The organism is Enterococcus sp. AZ128 (assembly GCF_051714485.1).
GTDB lineage: Bacteria > Bacillota > Bacilli > Lactobacillales > Enterococcaceae > Enterococcus_A.
This window is the reverse complement of the sequence record NZ_JBIORZ010000002.1, coordinates 154,313-174,235: the sequence shown is the minus strand read 5'-3', so window position 1 is coordinate 174,235 and position 19,923 is coordinate 154,313. Positions and strand designations below refer to the sequence as shown.

At 40.2% G+C, this 19,923-nt stretch carries 21 protein-coding genes and 1 pseudogene; 19 read left to right on the top strand and 3 right to left on the bottom strand.

Features of this window, described 5'->3' with window-relative positions:
- Window positions 1-14 precede the first annotated feature (14 nt).
- Window positions 15-878 (bottom strand): MurR/RpiR family transcriptional regulator, encoded by an 864-nt coding sequence (locus IGI38_RS12665; protein WP_438730898.1) that lies wholly within the window; start codon window positions 876-878, stop codon window positions 15-17.
- A 235-nt stretch (window positions 879-1,113) separates the two neighbouring features.
- Here IGI38_RS12665 and IGI38_RS12660 point away from each other — a divergent pair, with 235 nt between their 5' ends.
- From IGI38_RS12660 to IGI38_RS12620, 9 genes are all read left to right on the top strand, one after another.
- Window positions 1,114-2,133, top strand: a complete 1,020-nt coding sequence (locus tag IGI38_RS12660) for a Gfo/Idh/MocA family oxidoreductase (protein ID WP_438730895.1) — start codon at window positions 1,114-1,116, stop codon at window positions 2,131-2,133.
- A 20-nt stretch (window positions 2,134-2,153) separates the two neighbouring features.
- The gene (locus IGI38_RS12655; protein ID WP_438730893.1) at window positions 2,154-3,131 is read left to right on the top strand and encodes a Gfo/Idh/MocA family protein; all 978 of its coding nucleotides are present in this window, start codon (window positions 2,154-2,156) and stop codon (window positions 3,129-3,131) included.
- Between the two features lie 147 nt (window positions 3,132-3,278).
- A complete protein-coding gene (locus IGI38_RS12650; RefSeq protein ID WP_438730891.1) occupies window positions 3,279-4,259 on the top strand; it encodes an aldo/keto reductase in 981 nt (326 codons plus the stop codon).
- 118 nt (window positions 4,260-4,377) lie between these two features.
- The gene (locus tag IGI38_RS12645) at window positions 4,378-4,998 is read left to right on the top strand and encodes a flavodoxin (protein ID WP_438730888.1); all 621 of its coding nucleotides are present in this window, start codon (window positions 4,378-4,380) and stop codon (window positions 4,996-4,998) included.
- A 197-nt stretch (window positions 4,999-5,195) separates the two neighbouring features.
- The gene (locus IGI38_RS12640; protein ID WP_438730886.1) at window positions 5,196-5,594 is read left to right on the top strand and encodes a MerR family transcriptional regulator; all 399 of its coding nucleotides are present in this window, start codon (window positions 5,196-5,198) and stop codon (window positions 5,592-5,594) included.
- A gap of 350 nt (window positions 5,595-5,944) precedes the next feature.
- Window positions 5,945-6,364 carry a MerR family transcriptional regulator gene (locus IGI38_RS12635; RefSeq protein ID WP_438730884.1) on the top strand — a complete coding sequence of 140 codons (420 nt, stop codon included), beginning with the start codon at window positions 5,945-5,947 and terminating at the stop codon, window positions 6,362-6,364.
- Window positions 6,365-6,440: 76 nt separating this feature from the next.
- A complete protein-coding gene (locus tag IGI38_RS12630) occupies window positions 6,441-7,307 on the top strand; it encodes an aldo/keto reductase (protein ID WP_438730881.1) in 867 nt (288 codons plus the stop codon).
- 22 nt (window positions 7,308-7,329) lie between these two features.
- Window positions 7,330-7,947: an NAD(P)H-binding protein gene (locus tag IGI38_RS12625; protein ID WP_438730879.1), complete on the top strand. Its 618-nt coding sequence runs from the start codon at window positions 7,330-7,332 to the stop codon at window positions 7,945-7,947.
- Between the two features lie 170 nt (window positions 7,948-8,117).
- Window positions 8,118-9,416 (top strand): MFS transporter, encoded by a 1,299-nt coding sequence (locus tag IGI38_RS12620; RefSeq protein WP_438730877.1) that lies wholly within the window; start codon window positions 8,118-8,120, stop codon window positions 9,414-9,416.
- A 158-nt stretch (window positions 9,417-9,574) separates the two neighbouring features.
- Here IGI38_RS12620 and IGI38_RS12615 read toward each other — a convergent pair whose 3' ends face one another.
- Together IGI38_RS12615 and IGI38_RS12610 are read right to left on the bottom strand one after the other, a co-directional pair.
- On the bottom strand, window positions 9,575-10,528 hold the full coding sequence (locus IGI38_RS12615) for a Gfo/Idh/MocA family protein (RefSeq protein ID WP_438730875.1): 954 nt from the start codon (window positions 10,526-10,528) through the stop codon (window positions 9,575-9,577).
- Between the two features lie 28 nt (window positions 10,529-10,556).
- Complete coding sequence (locus tag IGI38_RS12610; protein ID WP_438730872.1) at window positions 10,557-11,432, bottom strand: MurR/RpiR family transcriptional regulator; 876 nt, start codon at window positions 11,430-11,432, stop codon at window positions 10,557-10,559.
- Between the two features lie 208 nt (window positions 11,433-11,640).
- Between IGI38_RS12610 and IGI38_RS12605 the strand changes: the two genes are divergently transcribed.
- The 10 genes and pseudogenes from IGI38_RS12605 to IGI38_RS12560 all read left to right on the top strand — a co-directional run bounded on the left by IGI38_RS12605 (window position 11,641) and on the right by IGI38_RS12560 (window position 19,832).
- Window positions 11,641-12,672, top strand: coding sequence for a Gfo/Idh/MocA family oxidoreductase (locus tag IGI38_RS12605; protein WP_438730870.1), 1,032 nt, complete (start codon window positions 11,641-11,643; stop codon window positions 12,670-12,672).
- Window positions 12,673-12,689: 17 nt separating this feature from the next.
- Window positions 12,690-14,027 (top strand): PTS sugar transporter subunit IIC, encoded by a 1,338-nt coding sequence (locus IGI38_RS12600; RefSeq protein ID WP_438730868.1) that lies wholly within the window; start codon window positions 12,690-12,692, stop codon window positions 14,025-14,027.
- Window positions 14,028-14,029: 2 nt separating this feature from the next.
- Window positions 14,030-14,518 carry a heme-binding protein gene (locus IGI38_RS12595; RefSeq protein ID WP_438730865.1) on the top strand — a complete coding sequence of 163 codons (489 nt, stop codon included), beginning with the start codon at window positions 14,030-14,032 and terminating at the stop codon, window positions 14,516-14,518.
- On the top strand, window positions 14,515-15,492 hold the full coding sequence (locus IGI38_RS12590) for a Gfo/Idh/MocA family protein (RefSeq protein ID WP_438730862.1): 978 nt from the start codon (window positions 14,515-14,517) through the stop codon (window positions 15,490-15,492). The genes IGI38_RS12595 and IGI38_RS12590 overlap by 4 nt, the downstream gene beginning before the upstream one ends.
- Window positions 15,493-15,531: 39 nt before the next feature.
- The gene (locus IGI38_RS12585) at window positions 15,532-16,968 is read left to right on the top strand and encodes a 6-phospho-beta-glucosidase (RefSeq protein WP_438730859.1); all 1,437 of its coding nucleotides are present in this window, start codon (window positions 15,532-15,534) and stop codon (window positions 16,966-16,968) included.
- Between the two features lie 2 nt (window positions 16,969-16,970).
- Window positions 16,971-17,288 (top strand): annotated as a pseudogene (locus IGI38_RS12580) (PTS sugar transporter subunit IIB).
- A gap of 10 nt (window positions 17,289-17,298) precedes the next feature.
- A complete protein-coding gene (locus IGI38_RS12575; protein ID WP_438730857.1) occupies window positions 17,299-17,640 on the top strand; it encodes a PTS lactose/cellobiose transporter subunit IIA in 342 nt (113 codons plus the stop codon).
- An 89-nt stretch (window positions 17,641-17,729) separates the two neighbouring features.
- Entirely contained in the window at window positions 17,730-17,972 is a 243-nt protein-coding gene (locus IGI38_RS12570; protein WP_438730855.1) for a SemiSWEET transporter, read from the top strand.
- Between the two features lie 16 nt (window positions 17,973-17,988).
- Window positions 17,989-18,762, top strand: coding sequence for a Cof-type HAD-IIB family hydrolase (locus tag IGI38_RS12565; protein WP_438730852.1), 774 nt, complete (start codon window positions 17,989-17,991; stop codon window positions 18,760-18,762).
- An 89-nt stretch (window positions 18,763-18,851) separates the two neighbouring features.
- Window positions 18,852-19,832 carry an aldo/keto reductase gene (locus tag IGI38_RS12560; RefSeq protein ID WP_438730849.1) on the top strand — a complete coding sequence of 327 codons (981 nt, stop codon included), beginning with the start codon at window positions 18,852-18,854 and terminating at the stop codon, window positions 19,830-19,832.
- Window positions 19,833-19,923 lie beyond the last annotated feature (91 nt).

The following is a 19,923-nucleotide window of genomic DNA, read 5'->3' as shown; positions in this document are numbered from 1 at the left end:
TTTTCTTTTGATCTTTAAGCATCTGATAAAAACCCGTTCTTGATCCATTCGTTTTTTTTCTTAAAATCAGCGAGGTTGTGCTGAAATTCTTTTGCATATAATAGTGAAAAAAGGGTGTCCAAAATATATTCAAAAGCTACTTGAGAAGAGAAGGTACTGACTTTTATATCGTCCATTTCTTCTTGGCTGAATACGATGGATTGAGAAGCGAGGGAAATCAGGTTCGATTGACTATTGCCTGTCAGTAGGATTGCAGGAATATTTTCGTTTAAAAAGTGCTTCATCATTCGTTCATATTGCGGGACGCGGGCACGGTAGGTAATGAAGATGGCGCAGTCCTTGCTTGTCAGACTGGCGGCGTTCCAATCTTCATCGGCATATTCGTCCGCGATGATCAAAAATTTATTGATCTTCACTAGTTTATTTTGGAAGCTGCGGGCTCGAATCTGAGAATCTCCTTGGGCAAATAGAAAGATCCGTTCGGCTTTAGCCAATAGATCAGTTGCGTTATCAAGGACTTGATCTTCTAATTGAGCGTAGGTTCGTTGGATCGTATTGATGGTCAAATCGGCAATTTTTTTTGCGATTTCTTTGGTTGAGTCTTGTGGTAAAAAAGGGAAATTAGCATCGACCGGGTCCGAACGATAAAGCTCGCTGTGGGCGATCTCTGAAACCGCCACGCGGAAATCGCGAAAGCCGTCGTAACCCATTTTTTGTGCTAAACGGATTACTGAAGAATGGGAAGTGTAGGTATCCTTCGCTAGATCTGCCACATTGATTGCTGGAATTGTCGTCAAATTCTGTAAAATATAGTCCGCGATCCGTTTTTCCGTATTGGTCAAATCCTTCTGCAACCGCAGTTTATCAATTAAAAGCATGTTTTCACCTTCTTGTTAGTTATAAAATCGATCCTTGTCACACCTATCATAACTTAATTTCGCTGATTTCAGAAGAAATGTCTGCCTTTTGAACCAACTTCTGGTATAAATGTTCAGGATTTGAAGGCTGGCTTCCGAATGATTGGATAAAACAACCTGTTTTGCTGGAAAAGCTTTTCAATCAAAAGTGTTCTTCTATAATAAAGTTATCAAAGAAATCTGGAGGGATTCATACATGTTAAACATCGCATACATCGGCAACGGAAAAAGTACCAATCGCTATCACTTACCCTTTTCAACAAAGCTAACGGATAAAATCAAGGTCAAAACGATCTATTCTCCAAGCGGACGAATCACGTGGGAGAAAAATTCAGGGACGACGTACACTTCGGACATCAACGATATTTACAATGATCCGGAAATTCAATTAGTCGTCGTGACGACACCCAGTCCACTGCATTTCCAATTAGGGAAAGAAGCATTAGAGCATGGGAAAAATATTTTGATCGAAAAACCATTTACTGAAACTTCTGAAGAAGCGAAAGAGCTGTATCGTTTGGCGGATGAAAAAGGTTTATTCATTCAATGTTACCAAAATCGCCGTTACGACTCCGACTTTTTAACGGTACAAAAAGTGATCGAAAGCGGCGTGCTGGGTGATTTGTTGGAGGTAGAGATGCATTATGATTATTTCCGACCAGAAGTACCTGAAAATGTCGAGAAATTTTCGATCGGTACGAGTTATTTATACGGGCATGCGTGCCACACATTAGACCAGGTGATTTCTTATTTTGGTCAACCAGATGATGTTCATTATGAAGTGCGTCAGCTTTTAGGCGATGATCGAATGAACGATTATTTTGATCTGGATCTATTCTATGGCCGGATGAAGGTATCAGTGAAGTCCAGTTATTTCCGTTTGAAGGAGCGGCCAAGTTTTGTAGTCTATGGTAAAAAGGGCGTTTTTGTAAAAGAAACCAAAGACCGCCAAGAAGAACACTTAAAAATGTTTTATATGCCGGAAAACAAAGATTTCGGGATTGATTTGCCTGAGCATTATGGTACGCTGACTTATATGGACGATGAAGGCATGTTTCATGAAGAAAAAGTTGTTTCGGAGATTGGCGACTATAGTCGTGTATATGAAGATATCTACGAAACACTGATCAACGGCAAACCAAAAGCTGTGAAGGATGAAGAAACACTGCTGCAAATCGAGATGCTGGAAAAAGGTATTCAGCAAGTGACAAAATAGCTTAGAAAGAAGGCGTATCAATGAAATTAGCCGTTTTTGGTTCTGGCAAAATCGTACAAGAATTTCTGCCAATCACGAAGGATTTGCCCGAAATTGAAGTAAAGGCCATTTTGGGAACGAAGAGAAGTCAGGAAAAAACAGAAAAAATTCAAGCGGAATATGGGATTGAAGCCGCTTATACCGAAATCGATGAGTGCCTGCAAAGCGCTGCCTTCGATACGGTCTATGTGGCGGTACCAAATCATCTGCATTACAGTTTTGCGAAAAAAGCACTGGAAGCGGGCAAGCATGTAATCTGCGAGAAGCCCTTCACGTTAAAGCAAGCCGAATTACTGGATTTGGAGCAAATCGCCTTAGAAAAAAATCTGGTACTGGTAGAAGCCATCACGAATCAATACTTGGCGAACTATCAAGGGATCAAAGAGGCTAGCCAAAAAATTGGCACATTAAAAATCATTGAATGCAATTACTCGCAGTATTCTTCTCGCTACGATGCGTTTAAAGAAGGAACAATTCTACCTGCCTTCAATCCAAAAATGGGCGGCGGTGCCTTGATGGACATCAATATTTACAATATTCATTTAGTAGTCGGTTTACTAGGTAAGCCCGAACGTGTTCAGTATTATGCGAATATCGAGCGTGATATCGATACATCCGGCATGCTGATATTGGATTATGGCGATGTAAAAGTGGTTTGTATCGGCGCGAAGGATTCTGAAGCGACGATCCGCTCAACGATTCAAGGAACGGAGGGCTCTGTCGTTGTCAATGGACCGACGAACACCTTAGACAGCTACACCATTGAATCACTTTCCGGGGAGAAAGAAACCTTTGACCATAAGGATCACCCCCACCGGATGTATGATGAGTTCAAGCTATTCAATCAAGTAATCGATACGAAGGACATGGACTTCGTCAAGAAACAGCTTGAGCATAGTAAGATTGTGATGGAAATCGTCGAAGCAGCGATTTTGGATGCTGGGATTGTTTTGGGATAAATAATTTAAAGAATAAACGGTATAAACTTTACGATTATAAGGTTTGTGCCGTTTTTCTTTACGATAAAGATTTTTTTGAAAAAGGGCTTGCCTTAAAGTGGACTTTAAGTTGTATGGTAGTACTAGTTCGAGAAAGGTGTGAAGGGAATGGAATATGCAAAACTAGGAAACACGGGATTAGATGTCTCAAGAATTTGTTTAGGCTCTATGAGCTTTGGTGATCCTAAAAATTGGATACATAAATGGGTTCTGGAGGAAGCTGACAGCAGGCCCTTGATCAAGAAAGCGCTGGAGCTTGGGATTAATTTCTTTGATACAGCTAATGTCTATTCATTAGGGCGCAGTGAAGAGATTTTAGGAAGAGCCTTGAAGGATTACGCGAATAGAGATGAGATTGTTCTGGCAACGAAAGTTCATCAGAAAATGTTTGATGGTCCGAATGGTCAAGGTCTGTCGAGAAAAGCGATTCTATCGCAAATCGATCAAAGTTTGGAACGCTTGCAGACGGATTATGTAGATTTGTATGTTATCCATCGCTGGGATTATGATACGCCGATCGAAGAAACGATGGAGGCGCTGCATGATGTCGTAAAATCTGGAAAAGCTCGATATATCGGTGCTTCTGCTATGTACGCCTATCAATTTCAACAAGCAAACAATATCGCTGAAAAAAATGGCTGGACCAAATTTGTCTCCATGCAGAATCATTTGAATCTGATTTATCGTGAGGAAGAACGTGAAATGATTCCTTATTGCCGTTCAGAAAATATCGCCTTGACTCCCTATAGTCCAATGGCATCAGGCAGATTGATTCGCGACCGCTCAGAGGCAACCAAACGAAGCACAACAGATGTGGCGCAAAAAGCGAAATATGATGAGACGGCTGAGAAGGACCAGCTGATCATTGATCGCGTAGCTGAATTAGCAGATAAATACGAAACCAATCGAGTGAATATCGCATTAGGTTGGCTATTACAAAAGGACCCAGTGGTTGCGCCAGTCGTTGGTGCGACAAAAATAAGTCACATCGAAACAGCAGTAGGAGCGGTTGATTTCAAATTGACAGTAGAAGACGTTTTTTATTTGGAAGAACCTTATATTCCTCATAAAGTAATTGGGCACAACTAAGAGAAATCAAGTACGTAAAGGCTGTGCCAATCTAACTGGCGCAGTTTTTTAATAAATCCGCTTGACCTAAAGTGAACTTCAACCCGTATGCTAGAGAGAAGTAGGGGAGGTTGGACGTATGAAAAAAATGATTTGGTTATTCTCTATCCTGCTATTTTTAGGTGCGTGTGGAACGAGTAATTCTAATCCTGATGAAAGTAATGACATCAGCTCAGACAGTCAAGCGAGTAAGGCCTCTGAAACGAAAAAGTCGAGGGGAGATGGAGACATGAAAAAAACGATCATCGTTTATTATTCCTTAACGGAAAACACAAAAGCCGTTGCGGAGGAAATTCAAGAGCAAGTGGCGGGAGAAATGTTAAGAATTGAAACGTTAGACCCGTATCCAACAGTTTATGAGGATGTCTTAGATCGCGTACAGGCACAAAGAGATGCAGATGAATTACCTGAGATTAGTAAGCAGGCTGTTGATTTTTCCAACTACGATACGATTTTTCTTGGAACACCGATCTGGTTTGGTGAACCCGCATTACCAGTGAAAAAGTGGCTGGATGAAAATGATTTAACGAATAAGAACGTTTATCCTTTCTTTACCAGCGGCAGCAGTTCTATCAACGAATCAATGGCTTGGTACAGAAGTCTACTGACACACTCAACGATAAAGGAAGGCTTAGGGATCACTTCTTCAAATAAGAATAAAACCTCTAAGCTAGTCGAAGAATGGTTAGACACTAAATAAAAATAGTGAATCAGTATAATCAAAAGTCAAACGACTAAAATCCTTTAAATAATGAAGGGATTCGGCTGTTTGACTTTGCATTTGTAAAGTATTATTCAAAACTACGTTAGTAAACAGTTTTCACTTAATGTTGTCTTTCACTCAATTGAAAAGCCTGATAGAATTAAAAGGAACAGATAGAAAAGGGAGTGGGGTTCATGAACATCTCAGAAGTTGCGCTGCAATTTGAAATGACACCAGCAACCATCCGCTATTATGAAAAACAAGGGCTGATCCCGCCGATCACTCGAAATGCTTCTGGCGTAAGAGAGTTTCAAGAAGAAGACCTGAATTGGGTCGAGTTTATTAAACGGATGCGTGATTCAGGACTTTCCATTGATTCACTGGCAAAATACTCCGAGCTGTATCAACAAGGAGACGCTACTTTAGTTGCACGCAAACAGATTTTAATCGATGAATACCAAAAATTATTGAAGAAGCAGCAGATGATCAATGAGACAGTCGAACGATTAGAAAAGAAACTTGAAAATTACGACCTGATGATCCATGAATGCGAGAGTAAACTAGTTTCGAACATGGAGGAAGTAATTTTTTAACCCCCTAGCTGGACTAATTTATATTAGCGAGTATATGAAGATAAAACACTGACTAGTTTTATTAAAAATTATCAGCAATAGTTTAAATTTTAAGGTCAAACCTTCTTTTTACTTTAAAAATTGAAAGTTCTTCTACTATTAAGGTTAAGAATTATTAAGTAAAGTCTTCATTCAAATTTTCGAAGAATCTGATTTGATTCAAATATTTCCTAAAAAGTTCAATCGTCAATTTTGATGATTGAACTTTTTTCTATATACATATCAAAATCTAACAATTAAAGGTCTTTATTCTTGCCTTGGAGTGAACTCCATAGTTTATGATAAATAAATAGATGAGGAGGGTGAAGGTAATGAATATCAAAAAAGCAGCTGAAATGTTTGATTTGACGACAGATACGCTGCGCTATTATGAACGCGTCGGTGTTATTCCTCCCGTTCATCGCAACGAGAGCGGCTATCGAGAGTATACGACAAATGATTTAAATTGGGTCTACTTAGCGAAAAATTTGCGAAACGCTGGATTATCTGTTGAATCCTTGATTGAGTTTGCACAGCTTGCTCAACTACGGGAGACGCAAAATGTTGAGGCGGCCCAGAAGCAAATTTTAGCTGATCAATTGGCAGAACTGGATCAAAAGATGGCTGAGATCCAAGATGTCAGAGAACTACTAGCGTATAAAATTGAAACCTATGATGAACATATCGCGAAATTCAAAGCAGGCGAAATGACTCCAGATAAGGTTGAAAAACTGTGGGAAAGAAAAAAATAATTCTTTTTTCTTGCTATGGAGTCCACTTCAAGGTTTAGGATAGGTCATGTAATCAAAATTAGAGGAGGAAACATACATGCAAACAATCAAATTGAACAATGGGGTAGAAATGCCGCAACTAGGATTTGGGGTGTATCAAATTCCTTTAGCTGAAACAGCTGAAGCAGTATATGAAGCTATCAAGGCAGGCTATCGTTTGATCGACACAGCAGCTATTTATGGAAACGAGAAGGAAACCGGTGAAGGGATTAAACGGGCGATCGATGAAGGTCTTGTTAGTCGCGAGGAACTCTTTGTTACGTCTAAACTGTTTATCTTACAAGCGCCGGAAGAAAAAGCAGTTGAAACGATCGAGCAATCACTTAATGTAATGGGGCTAGATTATTTAGATCTCTATTTGATTCATCAACCTTATGGCGATGTTTATGGTGCATGGCGAGCATTGGTTGCAGCACAAAAAGCGGGGAAATTACGAGCAATTGGTATCTCAAACTTCAAATCTGCTAAAATGATCGAGTTTGTAGGGTTGAATGAAGTGAAACCGCAAATCAATCAAATTGAAGTAAATCCATGGAATCAACGTGTGGAAGACCAAGAATGGCATGAAAAATATGGGGTACAAATAGAGGCTTGGGCACCTTTTGCGGAAGGACACCACGAGTTGTTTACCAATCCGGTTTTAGCCGAAATCGGTAAGCAATATGGCAAATCCGTTGGACAAGTTGTTCTCCGTTGGTTGATGCAGCGCGGAATTGTCGCATTGGCAAAGTCCGTTCGACCAGAGCGTATGGCGGAAAATATTGATATCTTTGATTTTGAATTATCGAAAGCAGATACCGAAAAAATCTCCGCATTAGATATGAAGGAATCCGCATTCTTTGATCATGACGCTCCGCAACAAGTAGAGTGGTTTATGAATCGGATGTTGGATACAGAGGAATAATTCACAGGAGGTCAAAAATCAAATGAATGTACTTATTATTGGTGTAGGCGGACAGATACCTGAAGTGTTGATCCCGCTTTTACAAGAGCAGAAAAAGCTAAAGCTGACATTGTTTGGACGAAGTGCGGCTGATTTACCATACAAGAATGTAACGAAAATCAGCGGTGATGCTGCCAATGAGTCTGACTTGGTTAGCGCGATGCAAAATCAAGATATTATCTATATGAACTTTGACAATAAGAATGTCACAGAGCACGTGATCAGAGCTATGCATCAAGCAGGAGTGAAACGTATTATCCAAGCTGGTGTATTAAGTGTTTATGGTGAAGTCGCTGAGCCTTTTGCGACGTGGAATAGCCGCATGATGGGAGGGAGTATCGCTCACAACCGAGGTGTTGAAGCATTGGAAGCTAGCGATCTTGATTACACGTATATGCGAATGACTTGGTTGTATAATGGTGATCGTAGCGATTATGTTGCTAGTCTTAAAGGCGAATCATTTTTAGGAGCTCAGATTACTAGACGAGCGATTGCTCAATTTGTCTTGGATAATATCACCGGCAAACGGAGTGACGTGCGGGCTAGTATTGGCTTGTGGGAACCAGGTTCGGAAAATAAAGCAAAACCTGATTTCTATTAACACCATTTCAACAGGATAAATCGGGGCTGCAATATGGCCGTATCAAGCTATATTGCAGCCTACTTTTTTGACCATATCACTAATAGATAGAAGCAGATGTTCAATAGGAAATAATTTTGTAGTTTTTGAAAAAAATTGACCAACTGAAGAAATAGAAAGAAGCTAGAAATTTGGATAAACAAAAATTTGGAATCATATTACCAATCACATTGCTATCGTATTTTTTAATATTAATGGATAACTCGATCATATTTACAAGTTCCGTTCAGATAGGACAAAGTCTTGGGCTTTCTGCTGCGGCGTTGTCTTGGGTGTCAAGTGCTTATACTCTGACATTCGGAGGTTTTCTGCTATTAAGTGGGCGCCTGTCGGATCTATTAGGGAGAAAACGAATCTTTCTGTTGGGGCTGTTGATCTTTGGGATCAGTTCTTTGGTTATTGGATTGTCAAAAACACCGGAGATGGTTATTGCGATGCGGGCTGTTCAAGGAATCGGAAGTTCGATCATCGCACCTACTACACTTGCGTTAATTATGGATGCCTATAAAAACAACATGCGCCAGCGGGCCATTTCCTATTACGGTGCAACAGCAGGGATTGGCTCGAGTGTAGGCTTATTGGTGGGCGGCGGACTGACGAGCCTTATTTCTTGGCGAGCAGGTTTTTTGATAAATGTTCCCTTTACATTAATTCTATTTTTCCTAACCTTACGATTCGTTGAGAACTCTGAGAGGAAAAATGAAAAAATCGATTATTTAGGCAGCCTATTATCAATCCTAGGCTTGATCGGAATTATCTATGGATTTACTGAAGGCAAAGGTCTGTTCGTCATTGCAGGGCTCATCATTCTGGGTGGATTTATTCTGCGAGAAAAGCATATTTCTTTCCCTATCTTGCCATTATCGCTGTTCAATAATCGAATCCGTTCAGGCGCTTATGTAGCTCGACTCCTATTTATGATGGCTATGCTGCCATTTTGGTTTTTCTTGCCGCAAATGATGCAGACGCACTATGGATTTTCGGCTCTGCAATCAGGGATGGCATTCCTACCATTGACGATCGTCAATTTTATTGTAGCCATGCAGCTGCCACGTTTAACGGCTAGATTCGGAAATAATAAAATTTTACTTGTGGGAGAAATAATCTTGGGAGCAGGCTTGATTCTGCTAGCAATTTCCAATACAAATAATGACTATTGGAGCGCAGTATTTATCCCGATGCTGATCCTTGGCTTAGGCCAAGGATTGATTTTAGCGCCTGTAACATCAGCAGGTGTTCATGATGCCCCAAACGAATTGGCGGGTGTGGCCAGCGGTGTTACCAATACGATGCATCAAATCGGCGGTCCAATCGGACTTTCATTAATTGTTTCAATTACAAATAATTTTCAAACTGAAATTTGGCTGATGGCATTGTTTACGCTTGCCTCAATCGTTGTAGTAGCTGTATTCCTTCATTCAAAAGAATAAGTTCTGAGGGTTTGAATAATAGAAAATAGTGTACCTTCGTTGAAATATCTCGAAAAGACGATCTTTTTAGGGTATTTGCTTATTGAAGGCACACTATTTTTTTGAACGATGATTATAGTGGTGTGGAGGATTTCAATAACTAATTTAGTCAGTCCAACTTAGCGTGAAGAAATTTCATCCTTAATCAAATCTAATAGACTAAGACAGCGCATGCTGTTCTCTAATGTCATAATCGGATTTTCAATTTCATTTTTGTTGAAAGAAGAATGGACCGCTTCAATTTCTGAATAGAAGTCGTCACGATCGTATGGAACGTCAAAATTCTTCGTTTCATTTTCTACAGTCAGGGTAAAACAAGTCGTTCGATGAAAATCTGGTATCGTGATGACTCCCTTTGTTCCGGTGATGACTGCGACAGTATCCGTGTTTCGATCAAAACCAGTCTCAATAATTGCTTCGAAATTCTCTTGAACGAGCGTTGCTTTGAGATACACATCGATTTGATTTTTGTGCAGCCTATAGTCAAGCTTCCCGACAGTCAAATCAGCTGGACTAAAATCTTCGATCAAAGAAAGATTGTAAATTCCCATATCAAGTAAAGCGCCGCCTTGTACGGGTAAATAGTGGTAGCTTGTTTGAGTTTCCGGCATTTCTCGACAGAGTGAAGTGGAAAGACTAATGATTTGGCCAATTTTTCCAGCAGCAACCACTTCTCGAACTGCTCGATAAGCAGGTACAAAGCGACTCTTCATTGCTTCCATAAAGAAAACATTCTGCTTTCTTGCAATTTTCGCAACCTCGTTCATTTGTTCAGCGTTCATGGTGGCTGGCTTCTCACATAAAACACCTTTACCAGCTTTTAACGCCTTGAGAATCCATTCATGATGATAAAGGTGCGGTAAAGCAATATAAACTAAATCTATTTCAGGCTCGTTCAACAGTTGTTGATAATCGTCAAACACCTCCTCACAAGGATATTGACTTTGAAAGGCGGTCGCTTTATCCAGTGTCCGGCAAGCAACCCCATATAACTGAGCCTCAGCAAAGTGATTCAAACTTTGTGCAAAGCGAGCGGCAATATTTCCTGCGCCAATAATTCCCCAATTGATCATAAATTCGACTCCTTTTTCAATTGATTTTCTAATTAAGCTCTAGATTGTCTGATAATATGCCGGTTTCCAGTATATCGTGTTTCTTTTTCAAGTTGACCAAGTTCTTTTGGTATTCTTTGGCATAGAGAATCGAAAACAAGGTATTTAGAATATATTCAAACGCTACTTGCGAAGAAAAGGTACTGACTTTTAAAAAGTCCAACTCATCATGATTGAATACGATCGATCGAGTAGCTAAGGCTGTCAGATTTGAACGTCCATTTCCAGTCAACAAGATCGATGGGACATTTTCGTTTATAAAATGTTTTAGCATCCGTTCATACTGAGGGTCGCGCCCACGGTAAGTAATAAATATCGCACAATCCTTATTTGTTAAGTTGGCGGCATTCCAAGCTTCATCTCCATATTCATCACCAATAATCAAAAATTTATTGATCTTTACCAGCTTATTTTGGAAGCTTCGCGCTCGAATTTGGGAGTCGCCTGTCGCAAATAAAAAGATTCGTTCAGCTTTTGTCAGCATTCGGGCCGCTTCTTCCAAAGCCTCATCTTCTAATTGAGCATAGGTCCGTTTCACTGTATCAATCGTCAAATCAGAGATTTTTTTTGCGATCTCTGTAGCAGAATCATTTGGATGAAAAGGAAAGTTGGCATCAACTTCATTCAACCGATAAAGCTCGCTATGGGCGATCTCAGAGAGGGCGATCCTGAAATCCCGAAACCCATCATAGCCCATTTTTCTAGCCAGACGGCTAACCGATGAATGTGAAGTATAGGTATTTTTCGCTAAATCATCAACATTTAGTGACGGGGCGGTAGTCAGATTGTCCAATAGGTAGTCTGCGATCCGTTTTTCAGTGTCGGTCAATCCTTCTTGTAATCGCAATTTATCAATTAAAAGCATTTAAATCACCTCACACTCATCATAACTTACTTATCATAAGAGCAGAAGAAAAACTCAGACTTAGACAGAATTCTGGTAAAAATTTTCAAGATTCGTTTGTGAAAAGGTGAATGAGTGAAAAAAAGTACCTGTTTCGATTGGAAACCTTTCCAATTTAGATTAGCTCTCTATAATTGGGCGTATCAAAGAGATTTGGAGGAATTTATTCATGCTAACAATTGCATACATTGGAAACGGCAAAAGTGCCAATCGCTATCATTTACCATTTTCTACCAAGCTAGCGGATAAGATCAAGGTCAAAACGATCTATTCACCTGTCGAGGAAAATACGTGGGAAAAAATCGAAGGGGTGCATTACACGACGGATATCAATGAGATCTATGATGATCCAGAGATTCAACTAGTCGTGGTATCGACACCAAGCAGTCTGCACTACAAGTTGGGTAAGGAAGTATTAGAACATGGGAAAAATGCATTGATCGAAAAACCATTTGCTGAAACATCAGCGGAAGCGAAGGAATTGTTCGACCTAGCAAAAGAAAAGGGACTACTGGTTCAATGCTATCAAAATCGTCGTTTTGATTCCGACTTTTTAACAGTTCAAAAAGTCATTGAAAGTGGCATACTAGGAGATTTGATCGAAGTAGAAATGCATTACGATTATTTTCGCCCAGAAATTCCAGAAAGCGTGAAGGAATTTTCATTGAATACGAGTTATCTTTACGGTCACGCGTGTCACACACTAGATCAAGTCATTTCTTACTTTGGTGAACCGGACGATATTCATTATGAAGTTCGCCAGATTTTAGGTGAAGGACGAATGAATGATTACTTTGATCTGGATCTGTTCTATGGACGCATCAAGGTCTCCGTGAAATCAAGCTACTTCCGATTAAAGGAACGGCCAAGCTTCATCGTTTATGGGAAAAAGGGTGTTTTTGTAAAAGAAACGAAAGACCGTCAGGAGGAACACTTGAAGATCTTCCACATGCCGAAAAATCAGGATTTCGGGATTGATTTGCCTGAGCATTACGGCACTTTGACGTATATGGATGATGAAGGCGTTTATCATGAGGAAAAGGTCGTGTCGGAGATCGGAGACTACAGCCGGGTATACGAAGGTGTGTATGAATCGATCATCAACGGCAAGGAAAAGATCGTTAAAGATGAAGAAACATTATTGCAGATCGAAATGCTGGAGACAGGGATCAAACAAATTGAAGGTAAGGTACTCAGTTAAATTAGGAGGAGAAAAAAATGAATCGTATGATGGAAGTATTTGAAAGCAAGATGGCACCGATCGCAATCAAACTAGACAACAACCGTTACTTAACTGCCGTGAAGAATAGCTTCATGGCAGCTATGCCCTTATTGATTATTGGCTCGTTCTTTGTTCTATTTGCGAATATGCCGATTCCGGCGTATACCGATTTTATGCAAAATACGTTAGGTGAGAACTGGCAGCAATACTTCACAGTACCGAATGATATCTCCATGAGTATGATGACGCTCTATGTAGTAGTAGGAATTGCGAACGAGCTAGCTGGTATCTATAAGCTGGATCGAATCGGCGCGATTTTTGCGGCATTGGCTGGATTTTTGGTTGTGACCCCGTTGCATGAGTTTGGTAATGCTGACCTAGGCGTCGGTATCCCATTGAATAATTTAGGCGCAGCTGGTTTATTTGTCGGAATGATCATCAGTATTTTAGCGGTGGAAATTTTACGCCTGGCTGATCGCAAAGGCTGGAAGATTAAAATGCCTGAGTCCGTTCCAACGAACGTGTCAAAATCGTTTTCTACTTTGATTCCAATCTTGTTAGTTATCGTCGTCTTTAACTTTGTGCGGATCGGGTTTGCGTTAACGGATTTTGGCAGCGTACAGGATTTCATTTTTACAAATCTGCAAACACCACTAACCTTACTAGGAAGCTCATTGCCGGCGACGATTTTGATTATGCTGATCGAAGGTTTGCTATGGTCATTTGGGATTCATGGCGCGAATATTGTTGGTAGTGTAATGACACCAATCTGGTTGTCATTGACGGCGGAAAATGCGGCGGCTGTCGCAAGTGGGAGTGCCATTCCGAATATCGTCAATTATCAATTTTATCAAAACTTTATCAAGATCGGCGGCTCTGGAGCGACATTCGGACTATGTTTATTATTGCTATTCTTGTCGAAGTCAAAACAATTTAAAGCGATTGGTAAGCTTTCAATTATTCCAGAAATCTTCACCATCAATGAAACGATCACGTTTGGGTTGCCAATCGTACTGAATCCGATCATGATCATTCCGTTTATTGTTACACCGATCGTTATGACTCTAATGACCTATTTTTCTATGAGTACAGGACTTGTTCCATTAACGAATGGGGTCAATATTCCTTGGACAACACCACCAGTGATTGCAGGATTTTTGGTTTGCGGCTGGAAGGGTGCGGTCTTAAATATCATCCAGATTTGTGTCTCAGCAGCTATTTATTTCCCATTCTTTAAGACAGCGGATAAGATGGCATATGATACAGAGCAACAAAATGAAGCATTGGAAAAAGAAAGCAGCGTAACCATTGATGAAATCGCTGAAAACGCCTAAGTATGACAATTGATGAATTACTTGAACAAGAACAACGCTTACAATTTGAAAGATTTGATCATGAATTAGGAATGGAAATCACACTTGAACTTGCACAAGAGGTAAAAGAACATTTTGATAAACCAGTTGGTATCCGGATTCATTATAACGGAACGACGGTCGTTCATTATTTAATGAATGGACGGAAGATCAGTCCATGGCTGGATCGGAAGGTGAAGACCGTTTTAGAAAGTGGGCACAGTTCACTATACCCCTACTTGTTAAGTGACTCACATGAAGAGTTTGCAAAGTGGCTGGATGATCCAAGTCATGCCATTTGCGGCGGCGGCTTTCCGATTATTGAACAAGGTGTTTTGAAAGGTGCCATTTGTGTTTCGGGTTTAGATCACTTAACGGACCATCTGGTCATCACCACTGTACTTGAGCGAGTATTAAGGAATCAACAAATAGTGCACAGTAATAGAAATAAAGGAAAAGAGGAAGTTAAATGAAATTAGCCATTTTTGGTGCTGGGATGATCGTCCGCGACTTTTTAACGATTACTAAAGATCTGCCAGAGATTGAATTAAAGGCGATCTTAGGAACTGAAACGGATCTGTCAGCGATGAAACAAATGAAGAGTGATTATGGGATCGAGATGATCTATACAGATGTCGAAGAATGCCTGCAAAGTGACACCTTTGACACGGTCTATGTGGCATTACCAAACTTTCTACATTATGAGTTTGCAAAAAAATCCCTAGATTATGGGAAACATGTAATTTGTGAAAAACCTTTCACATTGAAAAAAAGTGAATTATTGGATTTAGAGGAGCTTGCATTAGCTAATAACCTAGTGTTAATCGAAGCAATCACGAATCAATATTTAACAAATTATCAAGCAATTAAAGAAGAAATTAAACAAATCGGTAAACTGAAGATTGTAGAATGTAATTATTCGCAGTATTCATCCCGTTATGATGCTTTTAAAGAAGGGACGATTTTGCCGGCTTTCAACCCGAAAATGGGCGGTGGGGCCTTGATGGATATCAACATTTATAATATCCACTTCATTGTTGGACTGCTAGGTAAGCCGCAAACCGTACATTACTCTGCGAATGTTGAGCGGGGAATCGATACATCGGGAATGCTGTTACTGGATTATGGAGGTGTTCAGGCAGTGTGCATTGGGGCAAAAGATTCTACAGCAACTATTCGTTCCACGATTCAAGGGACGGATGGATCGATCATCGTAAACGGACCGACCAATGTATTGGACAGTTTTACTTCCGAAAAAAGAGGCGAAGAAAATCACTTCGTTGATCAGAAGCTCCACCAACATCGGATGTATGAAGAGTTCAAGCTTTTTAATCAAGTCATTGCGGATAAAGAAATGAATTTTGTCAAAAAACAATTAGATCATAGTAAAACGGTGATGGAGATTGTTGAGACGGCATTAGCTGATGCGAATATCATATTAGGATAGCAAACTAAACGACACTAAGAAGTGTAAAGGAGAATATAAATGGTTCAAAAAGACTTTTTATGGGGCGGCGCTTTAGCCGCTCACCAATTCGAAGGCGGTTGGGACAGTGACGGTAAAGGTCCAAGCGTAATCGATGTGATGACCGCAGGCGCGCATGGAAAACCAAGAGTGATCATGGATGAAATCAAAGACGATGTTTTTTATCCGAATCATGAAGCAATTGATTTTTATCATCACTACAAAGAAGACATTGGCTTGTTTGCGGAGATGGGCTTAAAGTGTCTCCGGACATCCATTGCTTGGACAAGAATTTTTCCAAAGGGTGATGAAGAGCAGCCAAATGAAGCAGGACTAGCATTTTATGATCAAGTCTTTGACGAACTGATCAAAAACGGTATTGAACCGGTTATCACGTTATCCCATTTTGAAATGCCTTTGCATCTTGCCAAGGAGTACGGCGGGTTTAGAAATCGAAAAGTGATTGATTTCTTCGATAAATTCGCAAAAACAGTTTTTGAACGCTACAGCGACAAAGTGAAATACTGGATGACCTTTAACGAGATTAATAATCAAATGGATACCAATAATCCGTTATTTTTATGGACTAACTCTGGTGTAACAGTCGCGGAAGATGAGAATCCCCGCGAAGTTATGTATCAAGTTGCTCATCATGAATTGGTTGCCAGCGCAAAAGCAGTAATCGCAGGTAAGGAGATCAACCCAGAATTTGAGATCGGTTGTATGATTTCTCATGTACCAATCTATCCGTATTCATGTAAACCAGAGGATATCATGGCGGCGGAAGAAGCAATGCATGAACGATTTTTCTTTGCAGATGTCCATGTTCGTGGAAAATATCCCCGCTATGCGTTGAAGGAATTAGAAAGGAATGGCTTTACCTTAGATATATCACCAGAAGATCAGGCGATTTTACAGAAAGGTACGGTTGATTATGTCGGTTTCAGTTATTATATGTCAACGGTCGTTCAAGCAGGAGTTGAAAACAGAACAACGGATTCAGTGAATGGTGCTTTAGCCAATTCTGTAAAAAATCCATATCTAGAAGTCAGCGATTGGGATTGGGCGATCGATCCAGAGGGATTGAGATACTCATTGAATCGACTCTATGATCGCTATCAATTGCCACTATTTATCGTTGAGAATGGGTTTGGGGCGATTGATGTTTTAGAGGAAAATGAGGCAGTTCATGACGATGCACGGATTGCGTATTTGAAAGCGCATATCGAAGCATTGGAAAAGGCCGTTGACTATGACGGTGTCGAATTATTGGGTTACACACCATGGGGGATTATCGATCTAGTGTCCTTTACAACGGGAGAAATGAAGAAACGTTACGGCATGGTTTATGTCGATCGCGACAATGTAGGAAATGGAACAATGAAACGTTATAAGAAGGACTCTTTTGAATGGTATAAAAAGGTCATTCAATCAAACGGAACAAATTTGGAGGGATAGAAATGAGTCAGAAAACAATTTTGTTGGTTTGCTCAGCAGGTATGAGTACGAGTTTGCTAGTCACTAAAATGGAAAAAGCAGCAGTGGATTAAGGCTTAGAACGCAAGATTTTCGCAATCTCTGCTTCAGAAATTGACGGTGTTTTGGCCGGAGAAGAGATTCACGTTTTATTATTAGGGCCACAAGTACGATTTATGGAAAAGCAAATGAAGCAGAAACTAAGTGATAAAAATGTGCCTTGCGAAGTGATCAATATGACGGATTACGGCATGATGAATGGCGTAAAAGTCTTGGCACAAGCAGAAAAATTAATAGGGTAGGAGGCAGTCAATGAATGAGCAAAATTTAACGACGATCATGAACTTGATCGTCCATAGCGGAAACGCCAAAAGTGATGCGATGGAAGCCATCCAAGCAGCGAAAACAGCTGATTTTGAACAAGCGCGTGAAAAAATTGAAGCAGCACAAAAATCATTGGTTGAAGCCCATCATTCTCAAACGGGGTTACTGACTGAAGAATCAAGAGGTAACCATATTGAAGTTACTTTGTTGGCGGTTCACAGTCAGGACCACTTGATGACATCGATTGCCTTTACTGATCTGGCAAAAGAAATCATCGATCTGTACCAGATAAATGATGGAAACAAAGTACAAGAAGTAACATCAAAATAAGAAATCGTCCGAAGAAGAAGATCCTTGTCTTCTTCTTTTGGCTTTTACAAAAGTAAGTGAGATAGGATAGTATAAAAGGAGGAATATATTTGATCGGAATTGTAGCAGCCTGCCTGACTACTCTGGCATTTTTACCACAGGTCATCAAGGTCATGCAGACCAAAGAAACGAAGGGGTTATCCACCTTGATGTGTTCGATGCAGACAGCAGGAATTGGTTTATGGACAATCCACGGCTTTTTACGAAATGATCTCGCTTTGCTTTCTGCAAACAGCATCAGCTTTATCTTAGTTGTGATTATTTTGTTTCATAAACTTCGGTCAACAGAATAGTTTTAGGAGGAAGGACATGCCAAAGCACAAAATTGTTTTCTTTGATATCGATGGAACATTAGTTGACCCTAAGATGTGGGAGAAGAATCGGAATATTCTAGAAAGTATCCCTGAATCTACTAGGATCGCGATCAGAAAATTAAAGAACAACCGGATTATTCCAGTGATCGCTACGGGTCGGCCGAAGAAAGTCATTCTGCCATTGGCTGAATCATTAGGAATCACCGATTTGATCACTTCAAATGGTCAGGAAGTTGTTATGGGAAATAAAAGCGTTTTTCGGAATTATATCCATCAGGAACTGATTGATTTGATTCATGGTTATTCTGTCCAGCAGGACGCGCAAGTTTTATATGATACAAGCAGCGGGCTTGTTTCGACGTCGGAGACAGAAGAGGGGGTATCTGTTTTAGCAAAAAACGAGATTCCGCAAAAGGTTTTGCAGGTACTCATTAATACCGGGAGACCCATCCAACAGCTATTTCCAGCGGATGACGCGTTTCGTAAAGTGAAAATCGTAAAGTCTGGCGACCGTTTTTATGATCTTTTGCCAAAGGAAGTATCTAAAGCTTCGGGAATTGCTCATTTTCTAAAGACAACGAATACACCAGTGGAACAGACCATTGCTTTTGGTGATGAAGAAAACGATCTAGAGATGTTCTCCTATGTTGGGACTGCTGTGGCAATGGGAAATGCAACAAAGGTACTAAAAGAACGAGCGGATCAAGTCACAAAAGAAGTTTGGAATGATGGTATTTATTACGCCTGTGAAAAATTACGACTTTTCTAGCAAAAAAATCTTGCCTTGAAGTGAACTTCATAGTGTATGTTATGAGAGAAGTTGGTACTAATAGCATATTTTAAATTGGAGGGATTAATATGGACTATGTAAAATTCGGTAATACTGGATTGGATGTCTCACAGTTATGTTTAGGAACGATGGGCTTTGGTGATCCGAATAGCGGGTTTCATGAATGGGTATTAGAAGAAGCTGAGAGTCGGCCAGTGATTAAGAAGGCGCTGGATCTCGGAATCAATTTTTTTGATACCGCCAATATTTATTCTTATGGTGCAAGTGAAAAGATTCTTGGAAAAGCCTTAAATGATTTTGCAAATCGTGATGAGATCGTAGTAGCGACTAAAGCTTATACACAGATGAAGCAGGCGCCAAATAGCAGAGGCTTATCACGGAAAACGCTTTTCTACCAGATTGACCAAAGTTTAGAAAGATTGCAGATGGATTATGTTGATCTCTATATCATTCATCGCTGGGATTATCATACACCGATTGAAGAAACGATGGAGGCACTTCATGACATCGTGAAATCAGGAAAGGTTCGTTATATCGGTGCCTCTGCAATGTATGCGTGGCAATTCGCTAAAGCACAGGCCGTCGCCGAAAAACACGGCTGGACCAAATTTGTTTCAATGCAAAATCACTTGAATTTACTTTATCGTGAAGAAGAACGAGAAATGCTGCCGCTCTGTAAGGATCAAAAAATCGCGGTGACACCCTACAGTCCTTTAGCGGCGGGACGTTTGACTCGTGATTGGGAGGCAACAACAAAACGCTTCATGACTGACAAAACAGCGCAATCCAAATATGATACGACTGAAAATAAAGATCGGATCATTGTGGAACGTGTTGCGGAAATTGCTAAAAAGCATCAAGTTAAGCGAGCCCAAGTAGCCTTAGCCTGGTTATTGCAAAAGGAACAGGTTGTGGCACCGATCATTGGAGCGACCAAAGAAAGTCATTTGACAGATGCATTGCCGGCACTTGAATTAAAATTATCTCAAGAAGATATTACTTATTTGGAAGAGGCATATTTACCTCATCAAGTTGTAGGCGCGATTTAAGCGTAAATTAGAAAATTCAGATCATTCAAAAAAAAGGATCTGAATTTTTTTGTCGCCAGATAGTTCAGTTTCTTTGAATCATTGCTTAAGA

Bases quoted from the DNA above. Each gene is read 5' to 3' on its own strand.
- IGI38_RS12665 (WP_438730898.1), bottom strand. From the start codon at position 878: ATGCTTTTAATTGATAAACTGCGGTTGCAGAAGGATTTGACCAATACG.
- IGI38_RS12660 (WP_438730895.1), top strand. From the start codon at position 1,114: ATGTTAAACATCGCATACATCGGCAACGGAAAAAGTACCAATCGCTAT.
- IGI38_RS12655 (WP_438730893.1), top strand. From the start codon at position 2,154: ATGAAATTAGCCGTTTTTGGTTCTGGCAAAATCGTACAAGAATTTCTG.
- IGI38_RS12650 (WP_438730891.1), top strand. From the start codon at position 3,279: ATGGAATATGCAAAACTAGGAAACACGGGATTAGATGTCTCAAGAATT.
- IGI38_RS12645 (WP_438730888.1), top strand. From the start codon at position 4,378: ATGAAAAAAATGATTTGGTTATTCTCTATCCTGCTATTTTTAGGTGCG.
- IGI38_RS12640 (WP_438730886.1), top strand. From the start codon at position 5,196: ATGAACATCTCAGAAGTTGCGCTGCAATTTGAAATGACACCAGCAACC.
- IGI38_RS12635 (WP_438730884.1), top strand. From the start codon at position 5,945: ATGAATATCAAAAAAGCAGCTGAAATGTTTGATTTGACGACAGATACG.
- IGI38_RS12630 (WP_438730881.1), top strand. From the start codon at position 6,441: ATGCAAACAATCAAATTGAACAATGGGGTAGAAATGCCGCAACTAGGA.
- IGI38_RS12625 (WP_438730879.1), top strand. From the start codon at position 7,330: ATGAATGTACTTATTATTGGTGTAGGCGGACAGATACCTGAAGTGTTG.
- IGI38_RS12615 (WP_438730875.1), bottom strand. From the start codon at position 10,528: ATGATCAATTGGGGAATTATTGGCGCAGGAAATATTGCCGCTCGCTTT.
- IGI38_RS12610 (WP_438730872.1), bottom strand. From the start codon at position 11,432: ATGCTTTTAATTGATAAATTGCGATTACAAGAAGGATTGACCGACACT.
- IGI38_RS12605 (WP_438730870.1), top strand. From the start codon at position 11,641: ATGCTAACAATTGCATACATTGGAAACGGCAAAAGTGCCAATCGCTAT.
- IGI38_RS12600 (WP_438730868.1), top strand. From the start codon at position 12,690: ATGAATCGTATGATGGAAGTATTTGAAAGCAAGATGGCACCGATCGCA.
- IGI38_RS12595 (WP_438730865.1), top strand. From the start codon at position 14,030: ATGACAATTGATGAATTACTTGAACAAGAACAACGCTTACAATTTGAA.
- IGI38_RS12590 (WP_438730862.1), top strand. From the start codon at position 14,515: ATGAAATTAGCCATTTTTGGTGCTGGGATGATCGTCCGCGACTTTTTA.
- IGI38_RS12585 (WP_438730859.1), top strand. From the start codon at position 15,532: ATGGTTCAAAAAGACTTTTTATGGGGCGGCGCTTTAGCCGCTCACCAA.
- IGI38_RS12575 (WP_438730857.1), top strand. From the start codon at position 17,299: ATGAATGAGCAAAATTTAACGACGATCATGAACTTGATCGTCCATAGC.
- IGI38_RS12565 (WP_438730852.1), top strand. From the start codon at position 17,989: ATGCCAAAGCACAAAATTGTTTTCTTTGATATCGATGGAACATTAGTT.
- IGI38_RS12560 (WP_438730849.1), top strand. From the start codon at position 18,852: ATGGACTATGTAAAATTCGGTAATACTGGATTGGATGTCTCACAGTTA.